Raw genomic sequence first — 19,542 nt, 5'->3', positions numbered from 1 at the left:
ACAGTATCAAGCAAAGACAGAACAACATTCATTGAACTCAAAAGTGATAGCTGTGCCGTCAAGCGATGAAGCCCCTGGGCAAGTTTACTGCTGTGAAACTTGCGGTAGCCACTTTTATTGATATAACAGCGCTGCTAGCCCGTTAGGGTGAGCGCTATGCATAGCGCACATAAAATTGGTTCGCGAAGAGTATATGTGATTTCCTTGAAGGTAAGGATACTAGGCTTTTATTTAATGCAACTTAACAGATTTAAACAATAGTATTTTGACTCAAAAATAAAATGATTAACCAGGCAATCAGCAATGGTACCGCTATGATTAAAATAATATCGCTTGCTACTTTCAATAACCACCGAGCAAAACCGTGATACTTAATATAACGTCGTCGATAGGAGTACATAGTTTTTACCTATTCAGTGCCATATATATTTCAGGCAAAATATAGGCCATTTGACAATGGTTGACATCTATAAATACCCACAGTAAAGGCATTTTCTTGCTGGTTTTAATACGTCCGCTTACCTGTAACTGGGCAATGTAAAACCATAAGGGGCTTCAACTGATGTGTTATATTAGCCACAGTGTCAAAATCGTCAACACTGTATTTACTGCTGGGGAACGTACTTTGAAGCAACCTGATATTGACAGCCAGCTATGGCAGGCTTAGCCTCCTCAACTGTTTGACGATTAATTTCTGTCTTTAGTGTAAGCCAGTTGCCGTCTAGAAAGGTGCTATTGTCCATACGGATATAATTCACTTGATTAGCTTTAACATTCACTGTCATTGACAGCTCGTCTTGCATATCTGGGCTATCCATAAACCAATGAGGCCAACTATGACTTACTGTATGCTGCCCAGACTTTGTTGTAAACACAGTGAAATAGCCCGCAGCAAGCGTTGTCACAGGCTTTTCATCCCACAGAAACAATGCCGAGCGTTCAGGTATTGCATCACTCACAGGACGATATAATACCACCATGGCTAATTCGCTATCACTACTGGTAGCGTCATATACTAATGTCGTACATCCTGAAAGCAATAAGACCGTACAAATAACACTTTTAATCACATACTTCATCATATATCCCGCTTGCATCAACCAGGCTACTGAATAGTTCTAACCCGACACAGATATATGACACAACTCACATATATATTCAACATAAATCACACTATTTATGTGTAATTCTTATATACCCAATACAAATGGTTTTCAGGTACGGCCATCGAGTGACGAAGCCACATGAGCTTATATTACCCATGAGCCTATATTAATAGGTGATTGGGGTGAAGAATGAAGATAGCAAAACCTAGAAATCATTGGTGAAGGGTATATTATTGAATCGCTTGTACTGTAAAAAAGTAGGACTATATAGCAATATCTATCTGCCACTAGAATGACACTTTTTATCTTCATTTTTGCACTTTTTTAGCGCATATTTTCACTTTTCACCAGTACAATTCCAAAATAATAAGGGCTATTGGTATCCCTTTAACAAGTCATTCATGTATAAAATAGTAACCACAAAGGACTTAACTATATCCACAGCAATATACCCACAGCAAAGGGTATAAGCTTTCTGTGAAATAATCCAGATCTTTGGCACACTCTCAAACTAGGTTTAATGGAATACTTCAAGTATGGCAACAAGCTTTCAACAATGGTTAAAACAGTCTCAGCTCTTAAGGATATTTATCCTAGGCATTTTGGTTTTGCTTTTACAGATTCCGTTATTTCAAATCAGTGATTTAGTCTATGAACGTGAATCTAGAAAAGAACAGACCGCTGGAGAAATTGCAAATAAATGGGGAAATAGTCAGATTTTATTTGGCCCAAGTATTTATATACCTTACACCACACACCATGTTAATAACGAGACAGGTAAGGTCATTAGCAAACATCATTGGTATGTTATTTTGCCCGAAGCTATGTCAACAATGGCTAATTTATCTATTGAAAAGCGTTATAGAAGTTTATATGAAATCCCTGTTTATCAAGCTGATGTTTCCATAAAGGGTCATTTCCAACTGCCAGAAACAACACCTGATGGCTTGCAATGGGACAAAGCAATTGTTGCTATCAAGCTTAACGATAGTAAAGCGCTTATCTCAGGTAAATTACAATGGAATAGCCATCCGCTAAACTTTCAGCCTGGCAGCCCTCACCTTCCTGGTGATATTCAGTATTTACACAGCAAACTCCAAATTGATGAAACATCAACCAGCCACACCTATAACATTCAACTTAAATTCAATGGAACGGATGAACTATATATTGCTCCGATTGGCAATGAGTCAACAATATCAATTGGTGGAAACTGGGCTGACCCTAGCTTTCAAGGAAACTGGCTACCCCAACAGCGTGATATCATTGATACTGAATTTAACTCTAAATGGCAGGTCCCCTTCTTAAGTAGAAATATTCCTCAATACTGGAACGATGCGAACGACTTCACTGACGCTTTAGCCAATAGTGTTGTGGGCATAAAGCTAACAACCCCGACAGATGTATATCGTCAGATTCATCGTGCTATCAAATACGACTTACTGTTTATTGCCCTCACTTTTATTGTCATTTGGTTGTGGGAAGCAATGGGTCGATTAACTGTCCACTATATTCAGTATCTACTGATTGGTGCAGGTTTATGTATGTTTTATCTTTTAACCCTGGCACTTGCTGAACATATTGGTTTTATTGCTGCCTATATCCTCGCCAGTAGCAGTGTAATATTAATGATTACCAGTTATGCCTGGTCTGTACTAAAAACACCATTCCGAGCATTATTACTGGGTATTATTCTTATTTGTCTTTATGGATTCTTATATACACTATTACAAGAACGCGACTACTCCCTACTATTAGGATCTGTCGGGCTGTTTGCAGCATTATCTGCAATCATGTTCTGTACCAGAAAAATAGACTGGAATAGCAAAGGTAACGAACTGCTCAATAGCAGTACACAGAAATAGTGCCAAGTTAATATCATTGCAAACATTTGGAAGGGACTTTAAATGTTTGCTTTTATAAGTAGTTATCACCTTTCACAAATCATTTTATTTAATCCAAAAAATCAGCCAAGCGGCCCATGTCTAAACGTCTTTCCCACCACGTTGTTGTTTGAATTGACGCATACACTATGATGCTTCTCTCACAATTACATAAAAATAACTTGCTATTGCATATCTACCACAGTTCCCTCTTTGGTATTACTGAAGCTATTCGCATAATACCCAACCTGTTTGAATTAACTGTAAGGGACAAGTATGGGTCTTGGAAACTCAAGCTTATTTATGTTTTCAGTCGAAGGCTGTAATGATGAGTTTCGTGTTGTTGAATTCAAAGGCAGAGAGCAAATTTCGTCTCCGTTTTATTTTACGGTGGCGGTAGCCTGTTCAAATTTTGAGCTTTCAACCAGTGCACTTATAAATAAGCCTGCTTGTCTCACCTTCAGCGCAGAAGAAGCTCCCAGATATGTACATGGCATAATTGTCAATATCGAGCTTATTGACACTGGACGTCGTTTTGCCAGTTATAAAGTTGTCCTGGCACCAAAACTCTGGCGGCTAGAAAAACGTACACAAATGAAGATTTTCCAACAGCAGGATGCTTCGCAAATCATTAAAACCCTATTAAAGGATGCAGGGCTGAAAGAAGGGGATGACTTCAAAATAGAAATCACAGGAGAACTCCCGCAGCGTACATATACAACACAGTATCTTGAAACAGATCTTGAGTTTTTTAATCGAATTTTAGCCGAGGATGGGCTTCACTATCATTTTATTTTTGAGCAAAACCGGCATGTGTTACTTATCAGTGACACACAGTATATTTTTAAACGCCTGCCGGTTACCCCAGAAATCCCTTATATCCGCCACACAGGATTATTAAAACGCGATTACACAATTCATGACTTCAACTTACAAAGCAAAGTGCAACCAAATAAAATTACAGTTAAAGATTATAACTTTACTAAACCATCTCTTAAACTTGAAATCAGTGAGCAAACAAACCAAGGAGACTTCGAGGTTTATCATCATGGCGGGCTATTCCAAAAGCCTGATATCGGTCAGAAACAAGCACAAACGCAACTTAAAGCTTTTCAAGCCTTAAAAGAAACAGGACTCGGAGAAAGTAACTGCGTTTATTTAAGTGCAGGTAAACTATTCAAGCTCACAGAACATAATAACCCCGCGCTCAATCAAGAGTATTTACTGTATGGCATAAGTCACTATGGTTCTCAACCCCAGTCACTAGAAGAAGGGGCTAGCGGAGGGCCAAGCGGCTACTCATCAAGCTTTATATGTATTCCTAATAATGTTGAGTTTAAAGCCCGAGCACCAAAGCCCACCATCAACAAGCGTAACCGCTTCAATGGCATACAAAACGCAATGGTAGTGGGACCGGCAGGGGAAGAGATTTACACTGACCAGTATAGTCGTATAAAAGTACAGTTTAACTGGGATAAAGACGGTAAATCTAATGAGAAATCATCCTGCTGGATCCGTGTAGCACAACCTTGGACAGGTGCATCTTGGGGAGCGGTTCAGATTCCACGTATTGGCCAAGAAATCCTGCTAAGCTTCGTCAATGGTGATCCTGACAGACCATTAATAAAAGGTGTGCTGTACAATGGCCGTAACAAACCACCTTACAAATTACCTGACCAAAAAACAAAAACAACAGTAAAAACATGCAGTACACCAGGAGGTCAAGGTTTTAACGAGTTACGCTTTGAAGACAAAAAAGCGCAAGAGCAAATTTTTATCCATGGTGAACGCGATCAAGATATAAAAATTGAGAACGATAAGGACCTCAAAGTATGCCATGATCGTCACCTCGTAGTAGATAAACAAAACCATATTCATATAAAACAGCTTCTCAGTGAAAGCATACACGGCACATGGAAAGAAGACTTGTGGAAAAAACAATTCATTACTGTAAAACAGAACTTTACTGAAAAATCTGCTAAAAATTATAACCGTGAAGCAGGAAAAGAAATCCATATCAAATCATCTGGTAAACTAGTGTTTGATGCTGGTATGCAGATGTCTGTATCTGGCTCAGGAAGTTACTTCACACTAGATCCCTCTGGAGTGAAAATTAATGGGCCTACAGTGCGGATGAATGCTGGAGGGAGTGCTACTAGAGGCACCAGTTCTGAAGAAAAAATACCTGAAAAAGCCGATGAAGCAAACGATAAAGTTGTTATTATACCTACTGGCCAAGGTAAAAAAAAGCAGGGGAAAGGGATAAACAAGCCTAAGCAACAACCTAATAAGGGTTCAGGAAAAAATCCAACGGCTCAAACTAGTAAAGTTGAGTCAAATAACTCAGACCGAAAACAAAAACCATCTCAAAATAATACAAATGATATTAATATTATAGAAGACACTATTCCATTAAATCGTTACTCAAGACCAGGAACTAAACTTAAAGATGTAAAAGGAGTTGTAATACATTGGGTAGCAGTACCCAAAGCAAAAGCAAAAACAATTAGAGATAACTTTGAGAAGATAGAAAGAGAAAAGAGATTTGCTTCGGCACATTTTGTTGTCGGCCTAGAAGGTGAAATAATAAAAGTTATTCCTGAAAATGAGGTCGCCTATCACGTTGGAGCTAAAATATACAAAAATGGAATTCAAAAAAAATTAGGTAACTATCCAAATGCACATACTTTAGGTATAGAATGCTGTCATCTGGATAGTAATGGGAGTATGGCCAAGGCCACATGGAACTCTTTAGTTTCTCTAGCTTCATCTTTACTAAAGAAATTTGGTTTAACTGAAAGTGATTTATACCTTCACCAAGATGTAACAGGAAAACCTTGCCATAAATATTTCGTCGATAATCCAATAGAATGGGCAAACTTTAAAAATGAAGTAAAAATAAAAATGTAGCCTATGGAAAGTCACTCATATAAGCAAAGGTTATCAATGAAAAACTATTTAGCCATTTTTATATTTTGTATTGCAAGCAGTTTGTGGGCAAAATCACCAAGTGTTAATAATAACTGTAACATGCAATCATCAGCATCAGATAAGCCTATCTCTAATCAGAATTTGTCAAGAGAGTATAATCGAAAGGGTATGGCTGCCTATCGAAGAAATAAACTTATAGAAGCAAAAAATTTTTTTTATTGTTCCCTTATCAAGGATTATAACTACGCTCTTGCTCATTACAACTATGCATCCACTCTAGCTCTACTTGACCAAAAGACTATTTCTGACCCTTGTTATAATCCTACTTTAGAAAACATGCAAAAGCACTTAGTTCGGTCTATTCAACTTGATCCTGGTCGAAGGCAACGTCTGAAGAATGATAACGATTTTGATAAAATAAGGGATAGCTATTTTTATAAATATGTTACTTTCGATATTAAGCTAGAAAAAATATCTGACTTATTTCACAAAGTTGGCACATGGCATGCACAAACTATAGGTGTTTTTCCTGTGGCAAAACTTATTTTTGAAAATGAAAGCAATGTGTTATTAAAAACTTATAATTTTAAAGCTTTAAGTCAAACTGCTGGTTGGTCAAAGGGAGTACCCGCTATATACTCTATTGATAGTAATACATTAAACATAGAGTTTAAAAATAAAAAGTCAGACTCACTTAGTGGAGAAATCAAATTTATCATCAAAAAAAATGTTTTACTTGACATAGAAATCTCTACTGATAAATTTGGTATTTTTAAAGGGTATCAAGATGATTGTAATGCATAAATAAACCCTTTGCTAATTGTATAGCTTTACTAAAAAATAGCCTCCAACTTTACCTTTGTAACTTTCCTAACAGTTTATTAAGCTTGATCTAAAAATAGGCATTATTTGTGAGCATCCAGGATTTATTTAATATTTTTCATTCTATAGCATTTGCACTAGCTGCTCATATGACAATTAAACTTCATGGCTATCTATTCACAAAACTCTCTTACGAGTGGCTTAAAACGCATTACCCATATCCTGTTGCTGTGCTCCTTCCGACTACCTAACTATACCCTTCACGAATGATTTCTAGGTTTTGTTATCATCATTCCTCGCCCCAATCACCTATTATTTATAGGCTCATGGGGTCTCGTTACTCGATGGCCGCACCTAAAAACCATTCGTATTGGGTATCGATTGCTTAATACTGCTTCGTAGTGCTTTACATTACTTAATCAGGTAACCATTCACTTTATATGGGAATTTTAGATTATTTGTAATTATTCTGATGTAAGTGCTTCACAAAATTCAGCGGGATTAATTAATACTTACCACTATTGATACTTACCACTATTGATACTTACCACTATTGATACTTACTGCTATTTACACTTTCTTATTTCAGTAATCCATGCACATTTATACTTTTAATGAAGTATTATTCCTATGTTTACGCGATATAACAGCGCCCAAAAAACCCAATAAAATAAGTAAAAACGAACTCGGTGCAGGCACAGGTGTTGGATCTAAACAATCGCTACACTCTGCAAGTGTAACATTAAACCAATCTTGATTAGGCAGATTACCATATTTTTGAGTTAATGCTGTTTTCCAATCATTCGAAGGATCAGGCATTTTCCATTCGAAGTTCGTTTTTGTTACTGTAAAATCCACTAACTCATCAACGCCTATCATACCTACATCATTATAAGCAATTTCATACCCCCATAGCCAACCAATCAATGGTGCAACTTGGTACGTATCATCTTTTGCGGTTTTAGCGTTATCTCCCATCTTTTCACTAATGAGGCATACTAGCCAAGTTTCGAACTGTAACTCTAGTTTATTATCTGCTTCTGTCTTTGCGTCAAGCATAAATGTACTTGGTTTATCGTAGAAAGTAGGGAATTCAGACTCATCATAATATGGTTTAAAGTCAAATGGATCACCTTGATATCCGCCAGGAGGAGTATCAATAAGTGGTACTGGAAGTGCAGACCCATCATGGTATTTTTTAGGGGTGGGGTCATCGAAAACATTGATCGATTGAATATAGTGGTATTCTCTATTGGTTTTAGTTGCCACAAATTGACCATCAATTTCAACCCCCGCTAACCACATTGTTTTATAGGGATCATATTTGTCAATTTCCATTGTCCCACATTTTACACCATCACAGAACACATCTTTTGTTTCAATAGGAACTGCATTAGCAACTAATGGGAAGCCTATCGCTGAGATAATTATTGACATATTTAACAATGATTTTTTCATAGCCAAGACCTGATTTCAGATATTTATTATTTTCCTTAAACTTAATATTTTGCTTCCATTTAAAACCTTTAAAATACAGACTTTAATACAACTTGCACTTAATTATTCTCGACAAGCTTGATCACCGATATAATACTTTTAAAAGTGAACAGCTTGATTATTACACAGCAGTCTCTATAGAAAATGCGATCAACACAAAAATAATAGTGTGCTGGAAGGTAACCATATTTCCAGATATATACCCTTCGTTTTGAGTATAGGAAGGCATACTTCATGCCATGAGGATCAACAGCTCAACTGGTAGCAGCTCAGAAAAAACTGGCATTCATTTCGACAAAATAATTGACAGAAAAAAGATCATCTTATTTTTGCATGTACCATTAAACTACATATCATTTTTATAAACGTCTTTTTTAAACTCTAAAAACATACTATTTAAAAATCATCACTCCCTCATACATATCAGCATATTTTCTACATTTGTTTGCAATAATTTTTACTTCTATACACTTACTGAATCTTTTTTATGCGCACTGTCCATAGCACTTGACCAACGGACCAACGTAGCTGTTCTAGTGTGCTTCTAGCACATAATTAGGGTTTGTGGCAGACTAAAATGCATCGTGATCAGTGCTTTTGAATACTAATGGTAGTAGGAATGCAGTTTACGCACAATGATATAGATGTCACACCATAGAGTAATGCCGGAGTAATTGCCTAGGATTATTTTACTTCCGCCGCAGTCGCTTATTAACCGTAAAAAAAGTGTTATTAATATAATAAGGACGCTGGTTAAAGTGCAGCATACTAAGAGGCTGTAGTTTAAATAAAGCGAACGCTTACCTCTTTAATAATACGCAATGAAGCAGTCTATGGTTTAATATTTAGAGGTAGCCTGTTTCACTACAAATAGAAAGGGTTATGGGATGACTGCTTGTTTAAAAATAGCAGTATAACCCCAACAAAGGGTATCCCTTCATAAGAGATATATCCTTCGTCTTGGGTATATATAAAGGCTTTTGGGCATTGTAAAAGAAGAGCTTCTGGAGGTTGTTCTCAAAAGATGATTTTCTTAAGAACATTGTACTTGATTGCCTCAGCAGCCTCACTGAGTGTAAGTGCTCAACAAACAAACTTAGCAGGTCAAACAATACACTTCTGTGGTGACGGTGCAGAATGGCCACCCTACCACTTCTGGAAGCGTGTAAATGGTGAAAAAACGAAAGAAATTACTGGCTATGATGTTGACATCATTACCGAAATTTTATCAAAGCATCAAATAAAGGCTGCATTCTTTCTTCCACCTTGGAAACGTTGCCTGCTTGAAGTAGAAAAAAACACTAAGTACCAGGTCGCGCTAAGCTCTTCCTATAGTGATACCAGGAATAAGCTTTTTTTATATAGCAACTCTTACTATTCGATTACACCTAAGTTTTTCTATTCAACAAAAAGGTATCCAAATGGTCCACCTAATATTGATTCAGTAAAACAGCTTCTGAGCTATGAAGTCTGTGGACTACACTCCTATAACTATACTGGTTTTGCAGAAGGTATTCGAAACGAAGATATTAATATGATCGCTAAAAAATTCGATCAGGTGATATCTTTGACACTTAAAAATCGATGCGACCTCTTTTTAGCGCGTTATGAAATTCTCTCTGGCTTTGCGAGCATTGGTGAAGACTATCTGAGTAGCGGTGATATTAAGGCAATGCCTATACCTCATGGCAAATCAGACCCTTTTTATTTGTTGATATCCAGACAGTTTAAGTACGCTTATGAACTTAAGGGAATTTTAGATGAAGGCTTTGCTGAATTAGAAAGGACAGGAAAAATGCAACTTATTTTAGATAAGTATATAAAGTAAAGTCTTGTCATTTATGTCGCTGTGGGCAACCTCTACCCACAGCGACATAAATGACACGTCAGTTCGGCAAGATCAATAAATGAGCGTTATCATAATGGCTTAGCATAAGATCCCTCATCTCATCAGGATTTTTACTATTAACAACAGGATTATCTGCCGTACTATGAGAGGAGTTTTCCTCAGGATGAACAAAGGTAATCAACCTTGAAACCCAAAATCGAAATGCTGCAAACTGCAATATAACTGGCCATGCAGTTCGTTCTTCCTTAGTAAATGGTCGAACGTCATGGTAGGCTTTTAATAATGCATTTGTTTTAACTTCATCCAATACTAAACTATCTTGCCGACACCAGTCGTTAACGGTTACAGCAATATCGTATAGCCAATAGTCGTAGCAGGCATTATAAAAATCTATGATTCCTGTAATACGATCCCCAGTAAATAACGCATTATCATGAAATAAGTCACCGTGAATAATACCTTGGGGGATATTCACCGAATCAAAAAACTGTTGGAAACGTTTTAACTGCTTGTTAAGTAACTCAGCATTATCAGAGGAAACTAAGGGTGTTAGACGTTCAACTTGAGTGGCCAACCAAGCCATTCCACGCTGATTTTCTTGTTTAAGCGGGCAATCAGTCGCAGCCTGATGAATCTTACCTAACATTTCACCAATAGCATGGCACTGTTCATGATTAGGGATAGGGCTATGCTTTCCTGCAAGACACACCTGTAGTAACGAAGGTTTACCATGTAAGTCATGCAATGCTTGATTTGAAGCATCTTTTAATGACTTTGGTACAGGTAGCGCTTTGTCAGCCAACAAATCCGTTAGACTGACAAAAAAAGGCATTACATCATGGGGTAAATATTCAAAAATAGTTAAAACATAACGCGTTGTATTATCATTGCACTTTAAATCAACAAAATAATTGGTATTTTCAACGCCAGCAGCAATGCCTTCATAGTGTACTAACTTCCCTAATGAATATTTACTAATAAAGTGTTCAACTTCAGTTTGGCTCAGGTGTGTATAGACCGACATAACTACTGCTCAAAAAAATTGACTTACCACTCTAAAATTTTCCAAGAAGGAATAAGCATCTCGGGACGATCAGTTCGAATATAATTACCTTCACCATCAGCAGCCACAAGAAAATAAGGCTTGCCTATCTTAGGTACAACTTTGATTGCGTACACAAAGCCATTGTGACGGTACTCATGAATAATTTTATCCTTACTTTCACGAATCACAACATCATTGCTAGGTCTTATTGGCTCATCTTCAGCAATCACTGCAGTATTCACAGCGCCAGTAAAGCAAAACGCAAGTAAAGCTTTAATGAGTAAACGTTTCATAGGTTACTCCACACGTTATATTGATATTCCTGTAGGGTGACATGAGTGTCATTGGACCACTAAGTATAAGCGTATCACTTTATAAACGTCACCTACTGCAGATCAAACCACTGGGTATGCAACACCTATTCTGTTAACACACTCAATAACTCATACAACACTCAATGGATTTTAAACCCAAAACTAAGGGTACGGCTGATTATCACAAATAATATACCTATAGCGAAGGATATATCTCAGAAATCAAAAACACTTCTGCAAAGAACCACATATTGCAATAAGCGTATTGCTGGTATCGTATATATTTGATGTCCTTACTTAAGTAAAATTGGCCTCTTTTGCCAACCATTCAGTGTGTGCCACAATATATAGCCACCAAAGTGTATAGCCAGTAAGAATGGTATAACGAGTATGAAGGGTGTTACACGCTTCATTAATGCACATGAATGTACTCTCCTCATCCATTATTAACGATCACTAATTGAATCAATGACCACGCAAACGACCAAAAAACCACTTGTTCTTGTTGATGGCTCTTCTTACTTATTTAGAGCTTTTCATGCCATGCCAGCTTTGACCAATTCTTCTGGGGAGCCAACGGGGGCAGTTCGCGGTGTAATTAGTATGATTCGCCGTTTACAAAAGGATTATCCCAATAGTTCTGTGGTGGTCATTTTTGATGCAAAAGGCCCTACATTTCGCAATGAAATATATGCTGACTATAAAGCACATCGCCCGCCTATGCCTGACGAACTTCGGCTACAAATAGAGCCTATTCACCAAATTATTAAAGCAATGGGCTTACCCTTACTGGTTATTGATGGGGTTGAAGCTGACGATGTTATTGGGACTCTCGCCAATGAAGCAACCTCAAAAGGTATTGAAGTTATCGTATCAACCGGGGATAAAGACCTAGCTCAGTTAGTCAGTCAGCATGTGACGTTGATTAACACAATGAATGATCGTACTACTACTGTTGAAAGCCTCCAGGAAAAGTTTGGCTTTGGTCCTGAACTGTTTATAGATTATCTTGCACTGATGGGCGATAAGGTCGATAACATTCCAGGTGTTCCTGGGGTAGGAGACAAAACGGCGCTCGCTTTATTGCAGGGGTTAGGCAGTCTAGATAGTATTTATCAACAGCTGGACCGCATTGCTGAGCTAAATTTTCGTGGCTCAAAAAGCATGGCGAAAAAACTCGAAGAGTACAAAGAACAAGCCTACTTATCCAGAACCTTGGCAACAATTAAAACAGATGTAGACCTCCCTATATCCCTTGAAACAATTAATATAAAAGATGCTGATAACGAAGCGTTGATAGCACTCTTTACCCAACTGGAATTTAAAGGCTGGCTTGAGGAGCTACTTGGCAATCAGCAACAAGAAGCACCAGCAGAAAGCAAGCAAGCCCCTGCTAACTATCAAACTATTTACACCAAAAAAGACTTCCAAGACTGGTTAGATCGACTGAAAAAAGCACCAATAATTGCATTTGATACCGAGACTACCAGCTTAAACTATATGGATGCAGAAATTGTCGGTGTGTCATTTGCGGTGCAAGCAGGTGAGGCTGCCTATGTGCCTGTGGCTCATACTTACCCTGGTTGTCCTGACCAATTAGATCGTGACTGGGTACTCGCTCAGCTAAAGCCTTTGTTAGAAGCTGAAAAACCAGGCAAAGTGGGTCAAAACCTTAAATACGACATGAGCGTCTTAGCTCGATATGATATCGAGTTACAAGGTATTGCCGCTGACACTATGCTGGAATCTTACGTACTAAATTCCACAGCAACACGACATGATATGGACAGCTTAGCGCTCAAATACCTAGGCTATAAAACAACCCACTATGAAGAAGTTGCAGGCAAAGGCGCAAAACAAATCACCTTTGACCAGGTTGGCATTGAGCAGGCTGCACCTTATGCAGCAGAAGACGCCGATATTACACTGCAATTGCATCATACACTGAAGCCAAAACTAGAAGCAGAATCTAAACTGGCATCACTTTGTGATTCGGTTGAAAAGCCTCTGATATCAGTACTGTCTCGAATGGAGCGCCATGGTGCGCTTATAGATTGTGGATTGTTAAACAAGCAATCAACAGAGCTGGCTAAACGATTGACCGAGTTAGAACAGCAAGCCTATGATGCTGCCGGGCAAACATTTAATCTTGGCTCACCGAAACAGTTACAAGAAATATTTTTTGAAAAACTCAAGCTACCTGTTATTAAAAAGACACCCAAGGGTCAACCTTCTACTGCTGAACCTGTTTTACAGGAGCTTGCACTGGACTACCCCTTACCCAAGCTTATTTTAGAGTATCGAGGTCTCAGTAAGTTAAAATCAACTTATACTGACCGGCTTCCAGAACAAATTAATCCCCACACTGGTCGTGTTCATACATCATTCCATCAAGCAGTCACAGCAACTGGGCGACTTTCGTCTTCTGATCCTAACTTACAAAATATTCCTATTCGCTCAGCAGAAGGCCGACGAATTCGTCAGGCGTTTATTGCTCCAGAAAGCTACAAAATTGTTTCAGCCGATTACTCACAAATTGAGTTACGCATCATGGCACATCTTTCTGCCGACAGTGGTTTAAAAAATGCGTTTGCACATGGCATGGATGTCCATAAAGCCACTGCAGCAGAAGTATTTGGCGTACCTCACGAACAAGTCACTGACAACCAACGACGCAATGCTAAAGCCATTAACTTTGGCTTGATTTATGGTATGTCTGCTTTTGGACTCGCAAAACAGCTGGGTATTTCTCGGCAATCTGCCCAAGAGTACATTGACCTGTATTTTGAGCGATATCCAGGGGTGTTGAATTACATGGAGTCAATCCGTCAACAAGCGGCTGACCAAGGTTATGTTGAAACGTTAATGGGCCGCCGTTTATACCTGCCAGAAATTCGCTCACGTAATGCAATGCAACGTAAAGCTGCTGAGCGCACCGCCATCAATGCACCGATGCAAGGCACAGCTGCAGATATTATCAAACAAGCCATGATCGCTGTTAACCAATGGCTGATGATGGAAGACATTAAAGCCAGCATGATTATGCAAGTACACGATGAGCTGGTATTTGAAGTCCAGCAAGATCACGTAGCACTTCTCACCGAAAACATTAAGTCACTGATGGAACAAACCACACAACTCGATGTTCCCTTACTAGTAGAAGTGGGTATCGGAAATAACTGGGATGAAGCGCACTAACGTGCGTTTCATAAAAACTCTGTGCTAACTCTACACATTTTTATACCGTTTATCGGGGGAAATATTTTTCTTCCAAAAAGAGGAACTTCTACCAACAGGCTTAGTCTTATCAATTAAGCGGTCGTGATGACTGACTTAACTACTCCTTATATGTTTAGTGTTGGCACTTCCTCCGTTAAGCCCCCAAGTTAGCGGAGTCTATGAAAGCTCCAGTTGCTGATCTCCCCCAAGTAACTGGAGCATTTTTTATGGGCTTCTATTAATTCTTTTCATCCAACAACCAAGTAGACAACTGCTGCTTTAACTCATCAACTCCCATCTTATTTAAAGAAGAAAACAACTGTAGCGTAACAAGATTGCCAAAAGGCTTTAACTCACGTTGTACTTTCAGCGCAGCTTGTTTGGCGGCTCCAAATTTTAACTTGTCACTTTTCGTCAGCAGGATATGAACAGGCTTTTGGTAGAACTCAGCCCACTCCAGCATAATTTGGTCAAACTCTTTTAGTGGATGGCGAATATCCATCAATAGTATTAAACCAATCAGCGAGTCACGCTTTTGTAGGTAATTTTCAAGGTGCTGCTGCCACTCAGCTTTCACTGCCTCAGGAACTTTTGCATAACCATAGCCAGGTAAATCCACTAAACGAAGTGTTTCAGTAAGACTAAAAAAATTGATTAGCTGAGTTCGACCGGGCGTTTTACTGGTTCGAGCCAGTTTCTTTGAGCCAGTTAATGCATTCAGTGCGCTAGACTTGCCCGCATTGGACCGTCCAGCAAACGCAACCTCACGGCCAACATCCTCAGGACATTGTGATAACTTGGCTGCACTTTTAATAAAGGAAGTTTGCTCAAAATTCAGGGGGTGTTGAGACTGTTCTGGACTCATACGTTTCTCAGTTAATAACAAGTTTCAAAGCTTTTCGGCACATTCTATTGATCTTATCCTAACACTCCATAGCTGAATAATATCCCGAAAAATAATACCTATTTGAAGACCGTTGTTGTATGTACGTTCCCGTTAAGTTGCAGATTAGTGTATAATCCATCCGCCAAGGCGTAAGCCACTATAAAATAATGTAATTTACGCGTATTATTCGACTTCCTGCAAGCTTACCCTCAGCGATGTAGTTGTTTAGTAAGATTGTCAAGCGCTGACAAAACCACTTAACACCTAACCGCGACGGGTAAAAGTCAGCTGTTGTGTGAGATTTTTTTAACACGCCATACAGCCATAGTCATACAGAGCAGGTGAGATCAATAAACAAGGCGGCCTGTAATGTATTAGCATTATAGGGATAAATAAACACTACGACTTGCTGGTACTGGATTAGCTGATGAAAAGAGTACTTTTTTTTAGCTGCATATTGACGATGGGGGTAACGGGTCTAGTTCACGCAGCTGAAGGTGATGTCACGGCAGGAAAAGCAAAATCAGCGGTATGTTCTGCTTGCCACGGTGCCACAGGCATCAGTGCTGCCCCAAACTTTCCTCACCTTGCTGGACAAGGACAACGCTACCTGCTTAAACAACTTATAGATGTTAAGTCAGGTGCGCGCAGTATTCCTGAAATGACTGGCTTTGTTGCTAGTTTATCTGAACAGGATATGGCCGATATTGCAGCTTATTATGCTTCACAAAAACCCCCTGTTGGCGCAGCAAAGGCAGACAAAGTTGCCTTAGGTGAACGTATTTACCGAGCAGGCCATAAAGAAAAAGGCATCCCTGCTTGTAATGCTTGTCATTCACCTACGGCTAAAGGCAATGAATTAGCAGGCTTCCCAATGTTATCTGGACAGTTTGCTGACTACACAGCCAAACAGCTTAGAGATTTTCGTGAAGGTGAGCGAACCAATGATGGTGATACGAAAATCATGCGCACTATTGCAGAAAAGCTAAGCAATAAAGAGGTTGATGCCGTTTCAAGTTATGTACAAGGCTTGCGATAACATTTTATGTAAAGCCCCAGATTCATATCTTTTTAGCAAAAATAAACCCGGCATCAGCCGGGTTTATTTTTTAGCTGTATAAATGACCTTTTAACGGCTAGTTACCATCAAAACCTGAGATTGCCCCATAAAACTCAGGACGACGATCCCGAAACAGTCCCCAGCTCTGTCTTGCTAAAGCCGCATCATCCAAATTAACCGTCGTTATAACTGTATGCTCTTGCACCCGATCAGCTTGTGCTAATACTTCTCCGGTATAACCAGTGATAAAAGAGCTACCGTAATAAGTAGAATTAAATGATGAGGCTGGCTCTTGACCTACTCGATTGGCAGCAATAACAGGCACCATATTTGCCGCACTATGTCCTTGCATGGTTCGTTGCCAGTGGGCTTGTGAGTCCAGTGTCGGATCTTGTGGCTCATCACCAATAGCCGTTGGGTAAAGTAGAGCTTCAGCACCCTGCAGTACCATGACTCGAGCAGCTTCAGGAAACCACTGATCCCAGCAAATACCCACACCTAAACACCCATACTGCGTTGACCAAACTTTAAACCCAGTGTCGCCAGGAGAAAAATAATACTTCTCCTGATAGCCTGGACCATCAGGTATATGGCTTTTCCGATAAATGCCCATGATCTCACCTGAGGCATCGATCATTGCTAACGAATTAAAATAGCTTTGCCCTGCACGCTCAAAAAAGCTAATAGGTAACACCACCTTAAGCTGCTTAGCCAATTTAGACATGTGCTGCAGTAAGTCACTATCCTTGGCCGTCTGCGCTTGTTTAAAAAACTCAGGCTTTTGCTCTTTACAAAAATAGTGTCCTGCAAATAGCTCTGGTAGCAGAATAACTTGTGCATCCTGTTTTGCAGCCGCTGTTACCAATGTTGAAGCATATTCAACATTTTTCGCATAATCATCACTGCATGCCATCTGAATGGCCGCAAATGTCACCAAACGACTCATGGCGTAATCACTCTTCTAAGTACGTATAGCCAGTAATTCCCTGGCACAGCTCGCTTAATAAACGCGCCTGCTCTTCCGCCGCAAGGTTAGACTGCTCCAGTTGCCTTTGGTAGGAGCTCATAAGCGCATCCGGTTGTTGATCAACATATCTCAACATGTTTTCAACAGTGTCACCGTGTTTAATTTGTTCAACCTGATAGTTCCCCTGTCCATCAACACGCACAGAAACAGAATCAGTATCCCCAAACAGGTTGTGCATATCTCCCAGGATTTCCTGATAAGCTCCCACCAGAAAAAAGCCAAGCAAATAGGGCTTATCTGCCTTATAGGTAGGAAGTGGCAGGGTTGACTCCAAGCCTTGGCCATCCACATATTGCTTAATCATGCCATCAGAGTCACAGGTAATATCCTGAATCACCCCGCGAACAGCAGGCGCTTGATCAAGACCTGATAGCGGTAAAATTGGAAAAATTTGTCCTATCCCCCAGGCATCAGGTAACGACTGGAAGAGTGAAAAGTTAACAAAAAACTTATGCATAAGCTTTTCATTAAGCTCATCAATAATGACGCGATGAGCACGATTACGATGATTCAAATACGTCACCAGCTGTGCACAAGTGGCGAAGTGTATTTCTTCTGCCAACGCTCGTTCCTGCAACGTCGTTACACCATGGGTAAATAGTGAGTTCACCTCAGCCATGTCATCCTGAGTGTCATGATAAATTTCAACTAAGGCACGGTCATTTCGACGCTGACTGAGTGTTGAAAAGTCATGCCACATATTATGTAGTAGTTGATGAGCATCATCACTAGGCTCAGCTGGCTGGGAAATGTTTGGTGCTTCAACGCCAATCACATTAGTGATTAATAGCGCATGATGAGCAGTAAGCGCCCGTCCTGACTCAGAAATTAGCCGTGGGTGTGGCAGGTCATGTTCACGGCAAATAGTGCTAAAGGCATAGACCACATTATTTGCATACTCCTGCATATTGTAGTTACTGGAGCAGTTACTTTGTGAGCGGGTGCCTTCATAATCAATGCTAAGTCCACCCCCAACATCCACTATTTTAATGGCTGCACCAAGCTGCTGTAATGCCATAAAAAAGCGTGAACACTCTCTTAAACCTGACTGAATATCACGAATATGCGCTATTTGACTGCCCATATGGAAGTGTAATAACTGCAAACAGCCAAGAGCATCATGGGTTTTTAGTTTTTCTACAACATCAAGTACCTGTGCTGCAGATAAGCCAAACTTTGATTTTTCGCCACAGGATGTTTCCCACTTGCCTCTACCCTGTGAGGCCAGTTTTGCACGAACACCAATACGTGGCGTTACATTAAGATCTGCAGCTTCTGATAAAATAAGGTCTAGCTCAGAAATTTTTTCAATAACAATATAAACTTGATGACCTATACGCTCACCAATCAAGGCCAGACGAATATACTCCCGGTCCTTATAGCCATTACAGATAATGACTGAATTACTCTCCGCCGCAAAACCCAAAACAGTTAATAGCTCAGCTTTACTGCCTGCCTCTAATCCCAGTTGTTTGACACTTGTTTCCGCCTGACTTGCCAGCAAGCCTTCAACAACCTGACGGTGCTGGTTAACCTTAATAGGGTAAACGGCAACATAATCACCTTCATACTCATACTGTGTTATTGCATTGTTAAATGCATTACATAGTTTGTGTACTTGGTTTTGTAAAATATCAGGAAAGCGCACAAGCACTGGGAGGCGGGTATTTTCCTGCTGAAGATCAGCCGTTAGCTCAGCTAAATTAACAGAGCTTTCTTTCGTTGGGTGAACAACAACATCACCTTGCTCACTTACCGAAAAATAGCCATTACCCCAAAATTGTACATTATACGTGTCTAGCGCATCAGACACAGTCCAATCATTGTTCACTGCAAGCCCCTTAATAAAAAAGGCGGATGGGGTTGAGTACGCAGAACGCACGACCGTTCATGAAGCGCACTC

At 39.6% G+C, this 19,542-nt stretch carries 14 protein-coding genes; 6 read left to right on the top strand and 8 right to left on the bottom strand.

Going from position 1 to position 19,542, the window contains the following annotated elements; all coding sequences use genetic code 11:
• Window positions 1–250: 250 nt before the first annotated feature.
• Window positions 251–400 carry a hypothetical protein gene (locus tag KHS79_RS22795; RefSeq protein WP_212722361.1) on the bottom strand — a complete coding sequence of 50 codons (150 nt, stop codon included), beginning with the start codon at window positions 398–400 and terminating at the stop codon, window positions 251–253.
• 205 nt (window positions 401–605) lie between these two features.
• A complete protein-coding gene (locus KHS79_RS22790) occupies window positions 606–1,082 on the bottom strand; it encodes a hypothetical protein (RefSeq protein WP_212722359.1) in 477 nt (158 codons plus the stop codon).
• Between the two features lie 560 nt (window positions 1,083–1,642).
• On the opposite strand from KHS79_RS22790, the gene creD reads away from it, so the two are divergent.
• The 3 genes from creD to KHS79_RS22775 all read left to right on the top strand — a co-directional run bounded on the left by creD (window position 1,643) and on the right by KHS79_RS22775 (window position 6,724).
• Complete coding sequence (gene creD / locus KHS79_RS22785; protein ID WP_212722357.1) at window positions 1,643–2,971, top strand: cell envelope integrity protein CreD; 1,329 nt, start codon at window positions 1,643–1,645, stop codon at window positions 2,969–2,971.
• A 294-nt stretch (window positions 2,972–3,265) separates the two neighbouring features.
• The gene (gene tssI / locus KHS79_RS22780) at window positions 3,266–5,899 is read left to right on the top strand and encodes a type VI secretion system tip protein TssI/VgrG (RefSeq protein WP_212722355.1); all 2,634 of its coding nucleotides are present in this window, start codon (window positions 3,266–3,268) and stop codon (window positions 5,897–5,899) included.
• A gap of 36 nt (window positions 5,900–5,935) precedes the next feature.
• A complete protein-coding gene (locus KHS79_RS22775) occupies window positions 5,936–6,724 on the top strand; it encodes a hypothetical protein (RefSeq protein ID WP_212722353.1) in 789 nt (262 codons plus the stop codon).
• 621 nt (window positions 6,725–7,345) lie between these two features.
• On the opposite strand, the gene KHS79_RS22770 is transcribed toward KHS79_RS22775, so the two are convergent.
• Window positions 7,346–8,200, bottom strand: a complete 855-nt coding sequence (locus tag KHS79_RS22770; protein ID WP_212722351.1) for a PEP-CTERM sorting domain-containing protein — start codon at window positions 8,198–8,200, stop codon at window positions 7,346–7,348.
• A 1,063-nt stretch (window positions 8,201–9,263) separates the two neighbouring features.
• Here KHS79_RS22770 and KHS79_RS22765 point away from each other — a divergent pair.
• Window positions 9,264–10,067 carry a substrate-binding periplasmic protein gene (locus KHS79_RS22765; protein ID WP_212722349.1) on the top strand — a complete coding sequence of 268 codons (804 nt, stop codon included), beginning with the start codon at window positions 9,264–9,266 and terminating at the stop codon, window positions 10,065–10,067.
• 58 nt (window positions 10,068–10,125) lie between these two features.
• On the opposite strand, the gene KHS79_RS22760 is transcribed toward KHS79_RS22765, so the two are convergent.
• Together KHS79_RS22760 and KHS79_RS22755 are read right to left on the bottom strand one after the other, a co-directional pair.
• Entirely contained in the window at window positions 10,126–11,112 is a 987-nt protein-coding gene (locus tag KHS79_RS22760; protein ID WP_212722347.1) for a homoserine kinase, read from the bottom strand.
• A gap of 23 nt (window positions 11,113–11,135) precedes the next feature.
• The gene (locus KHS79_RS22755; RefSeq protein WP_027708775.1) at window positions 11,136–11,426 is read right to left on the bottom strand and encodes a DUF2782 domain-containing protein; all 291 of its coding nucleotides are present in this window, start codon (window positions 11,424–11,426) and stop codon (window positions 11,136–11,138) included.
• Between the two features lie 489 nt (window positions 11,427–11,915).
• On the opposite strand from KHS79_RS22755, the gene polA reads away from it, so the two are divergent.
• Window positions 11,916–14,645, top strand: a complete 2,730-nt coding sequence (gene polA, locus KHS79_RS22750; RefSeq protein ID WP_212722345.1) for a DNA polymerase I — start codon at window positions 11,916–11,918, stop codon at window positions 14,643–14,645.
• A gap of 259 nt (window positions 14,646–14,904) precedes the next feature.
• Here the strand turns inward: polA and yihA are convergent, their stop codons facing one another.
• Window positions 14,905–15,531 (bottom strand): ribosome biogenesis GTP-binding protein YihA/YsxC, encoded by a 627-nt coding sequence (gene yihA, locus KHS79_RS22745; RefSeq protein ID WP_027708777.1) that lies wholly within the window; start codon window positions 15,529–15,531, stop codon window positions 14,905–14,907.
• A gap of 448 nt (window positions 15,532–15,979) precedes the next feature.
• Here yihA and KHS79_RS22740 point away from each other — a divergent pair, with 448 nt between their 5' ends.
• Window positions 15,980–16,591: a c-type cytochrome gene (locus KHS79_RS22740; protein ID WP_094789080.1), complete on the top strand. Its 612-nt coding sequence runs from the start codon at window positions 15,980–15,982 to the stop codon at window positions 16,589–16,591.
• A gap of 97 nt (window positions 16,592–16,688) precedes the next feature.
• Here KHS79_RS22740 and aguB read toward each other — a convergent pair whose 3' ends face one another.
• Window positions 16,689–17,558: an N-carbamoylputrescine amidase gene (gene aguB / locus KHS79_RS22735; protein ID WP_027708779.1), complete on the bottom strand. Its 870-nt coding sequence runs from the start codon at window positions 17,556–17,558 to the stop codon at window positions 16,689–16,691.
• Between the two features lie 7 nt (window positions 17,559–17,565).
• Window positions 17,566–19,470, bottom strand: a complete 1,905-nt coding sequence (speA, locus tag KHS79_RS22730) for a biosynthetic arginine decarboxylase (protein WP_212722343.1) — start codon at window positions 19,468–19,470, stop codon at window positions 17,566–17,568.
• Window positions 19,471–19,542: the final 72 nt, after the last annotated feature.

This window comes from Zooshikella ganghwensis, from assembly GCF_018263875.1.
In the GTDB taxonomy this organism is placed as follows: Bacteria; Pseudomonadota; Gammaproteobacteria; order Pseudomonadales; family Zooshikellaceae; genus Zooshikella; species Zooshikella ganghwensis.
Note: the sequence above shows the minus strand (reverse complement) of the source record. Positions and strands in the feature narration are given on the sequence as shown.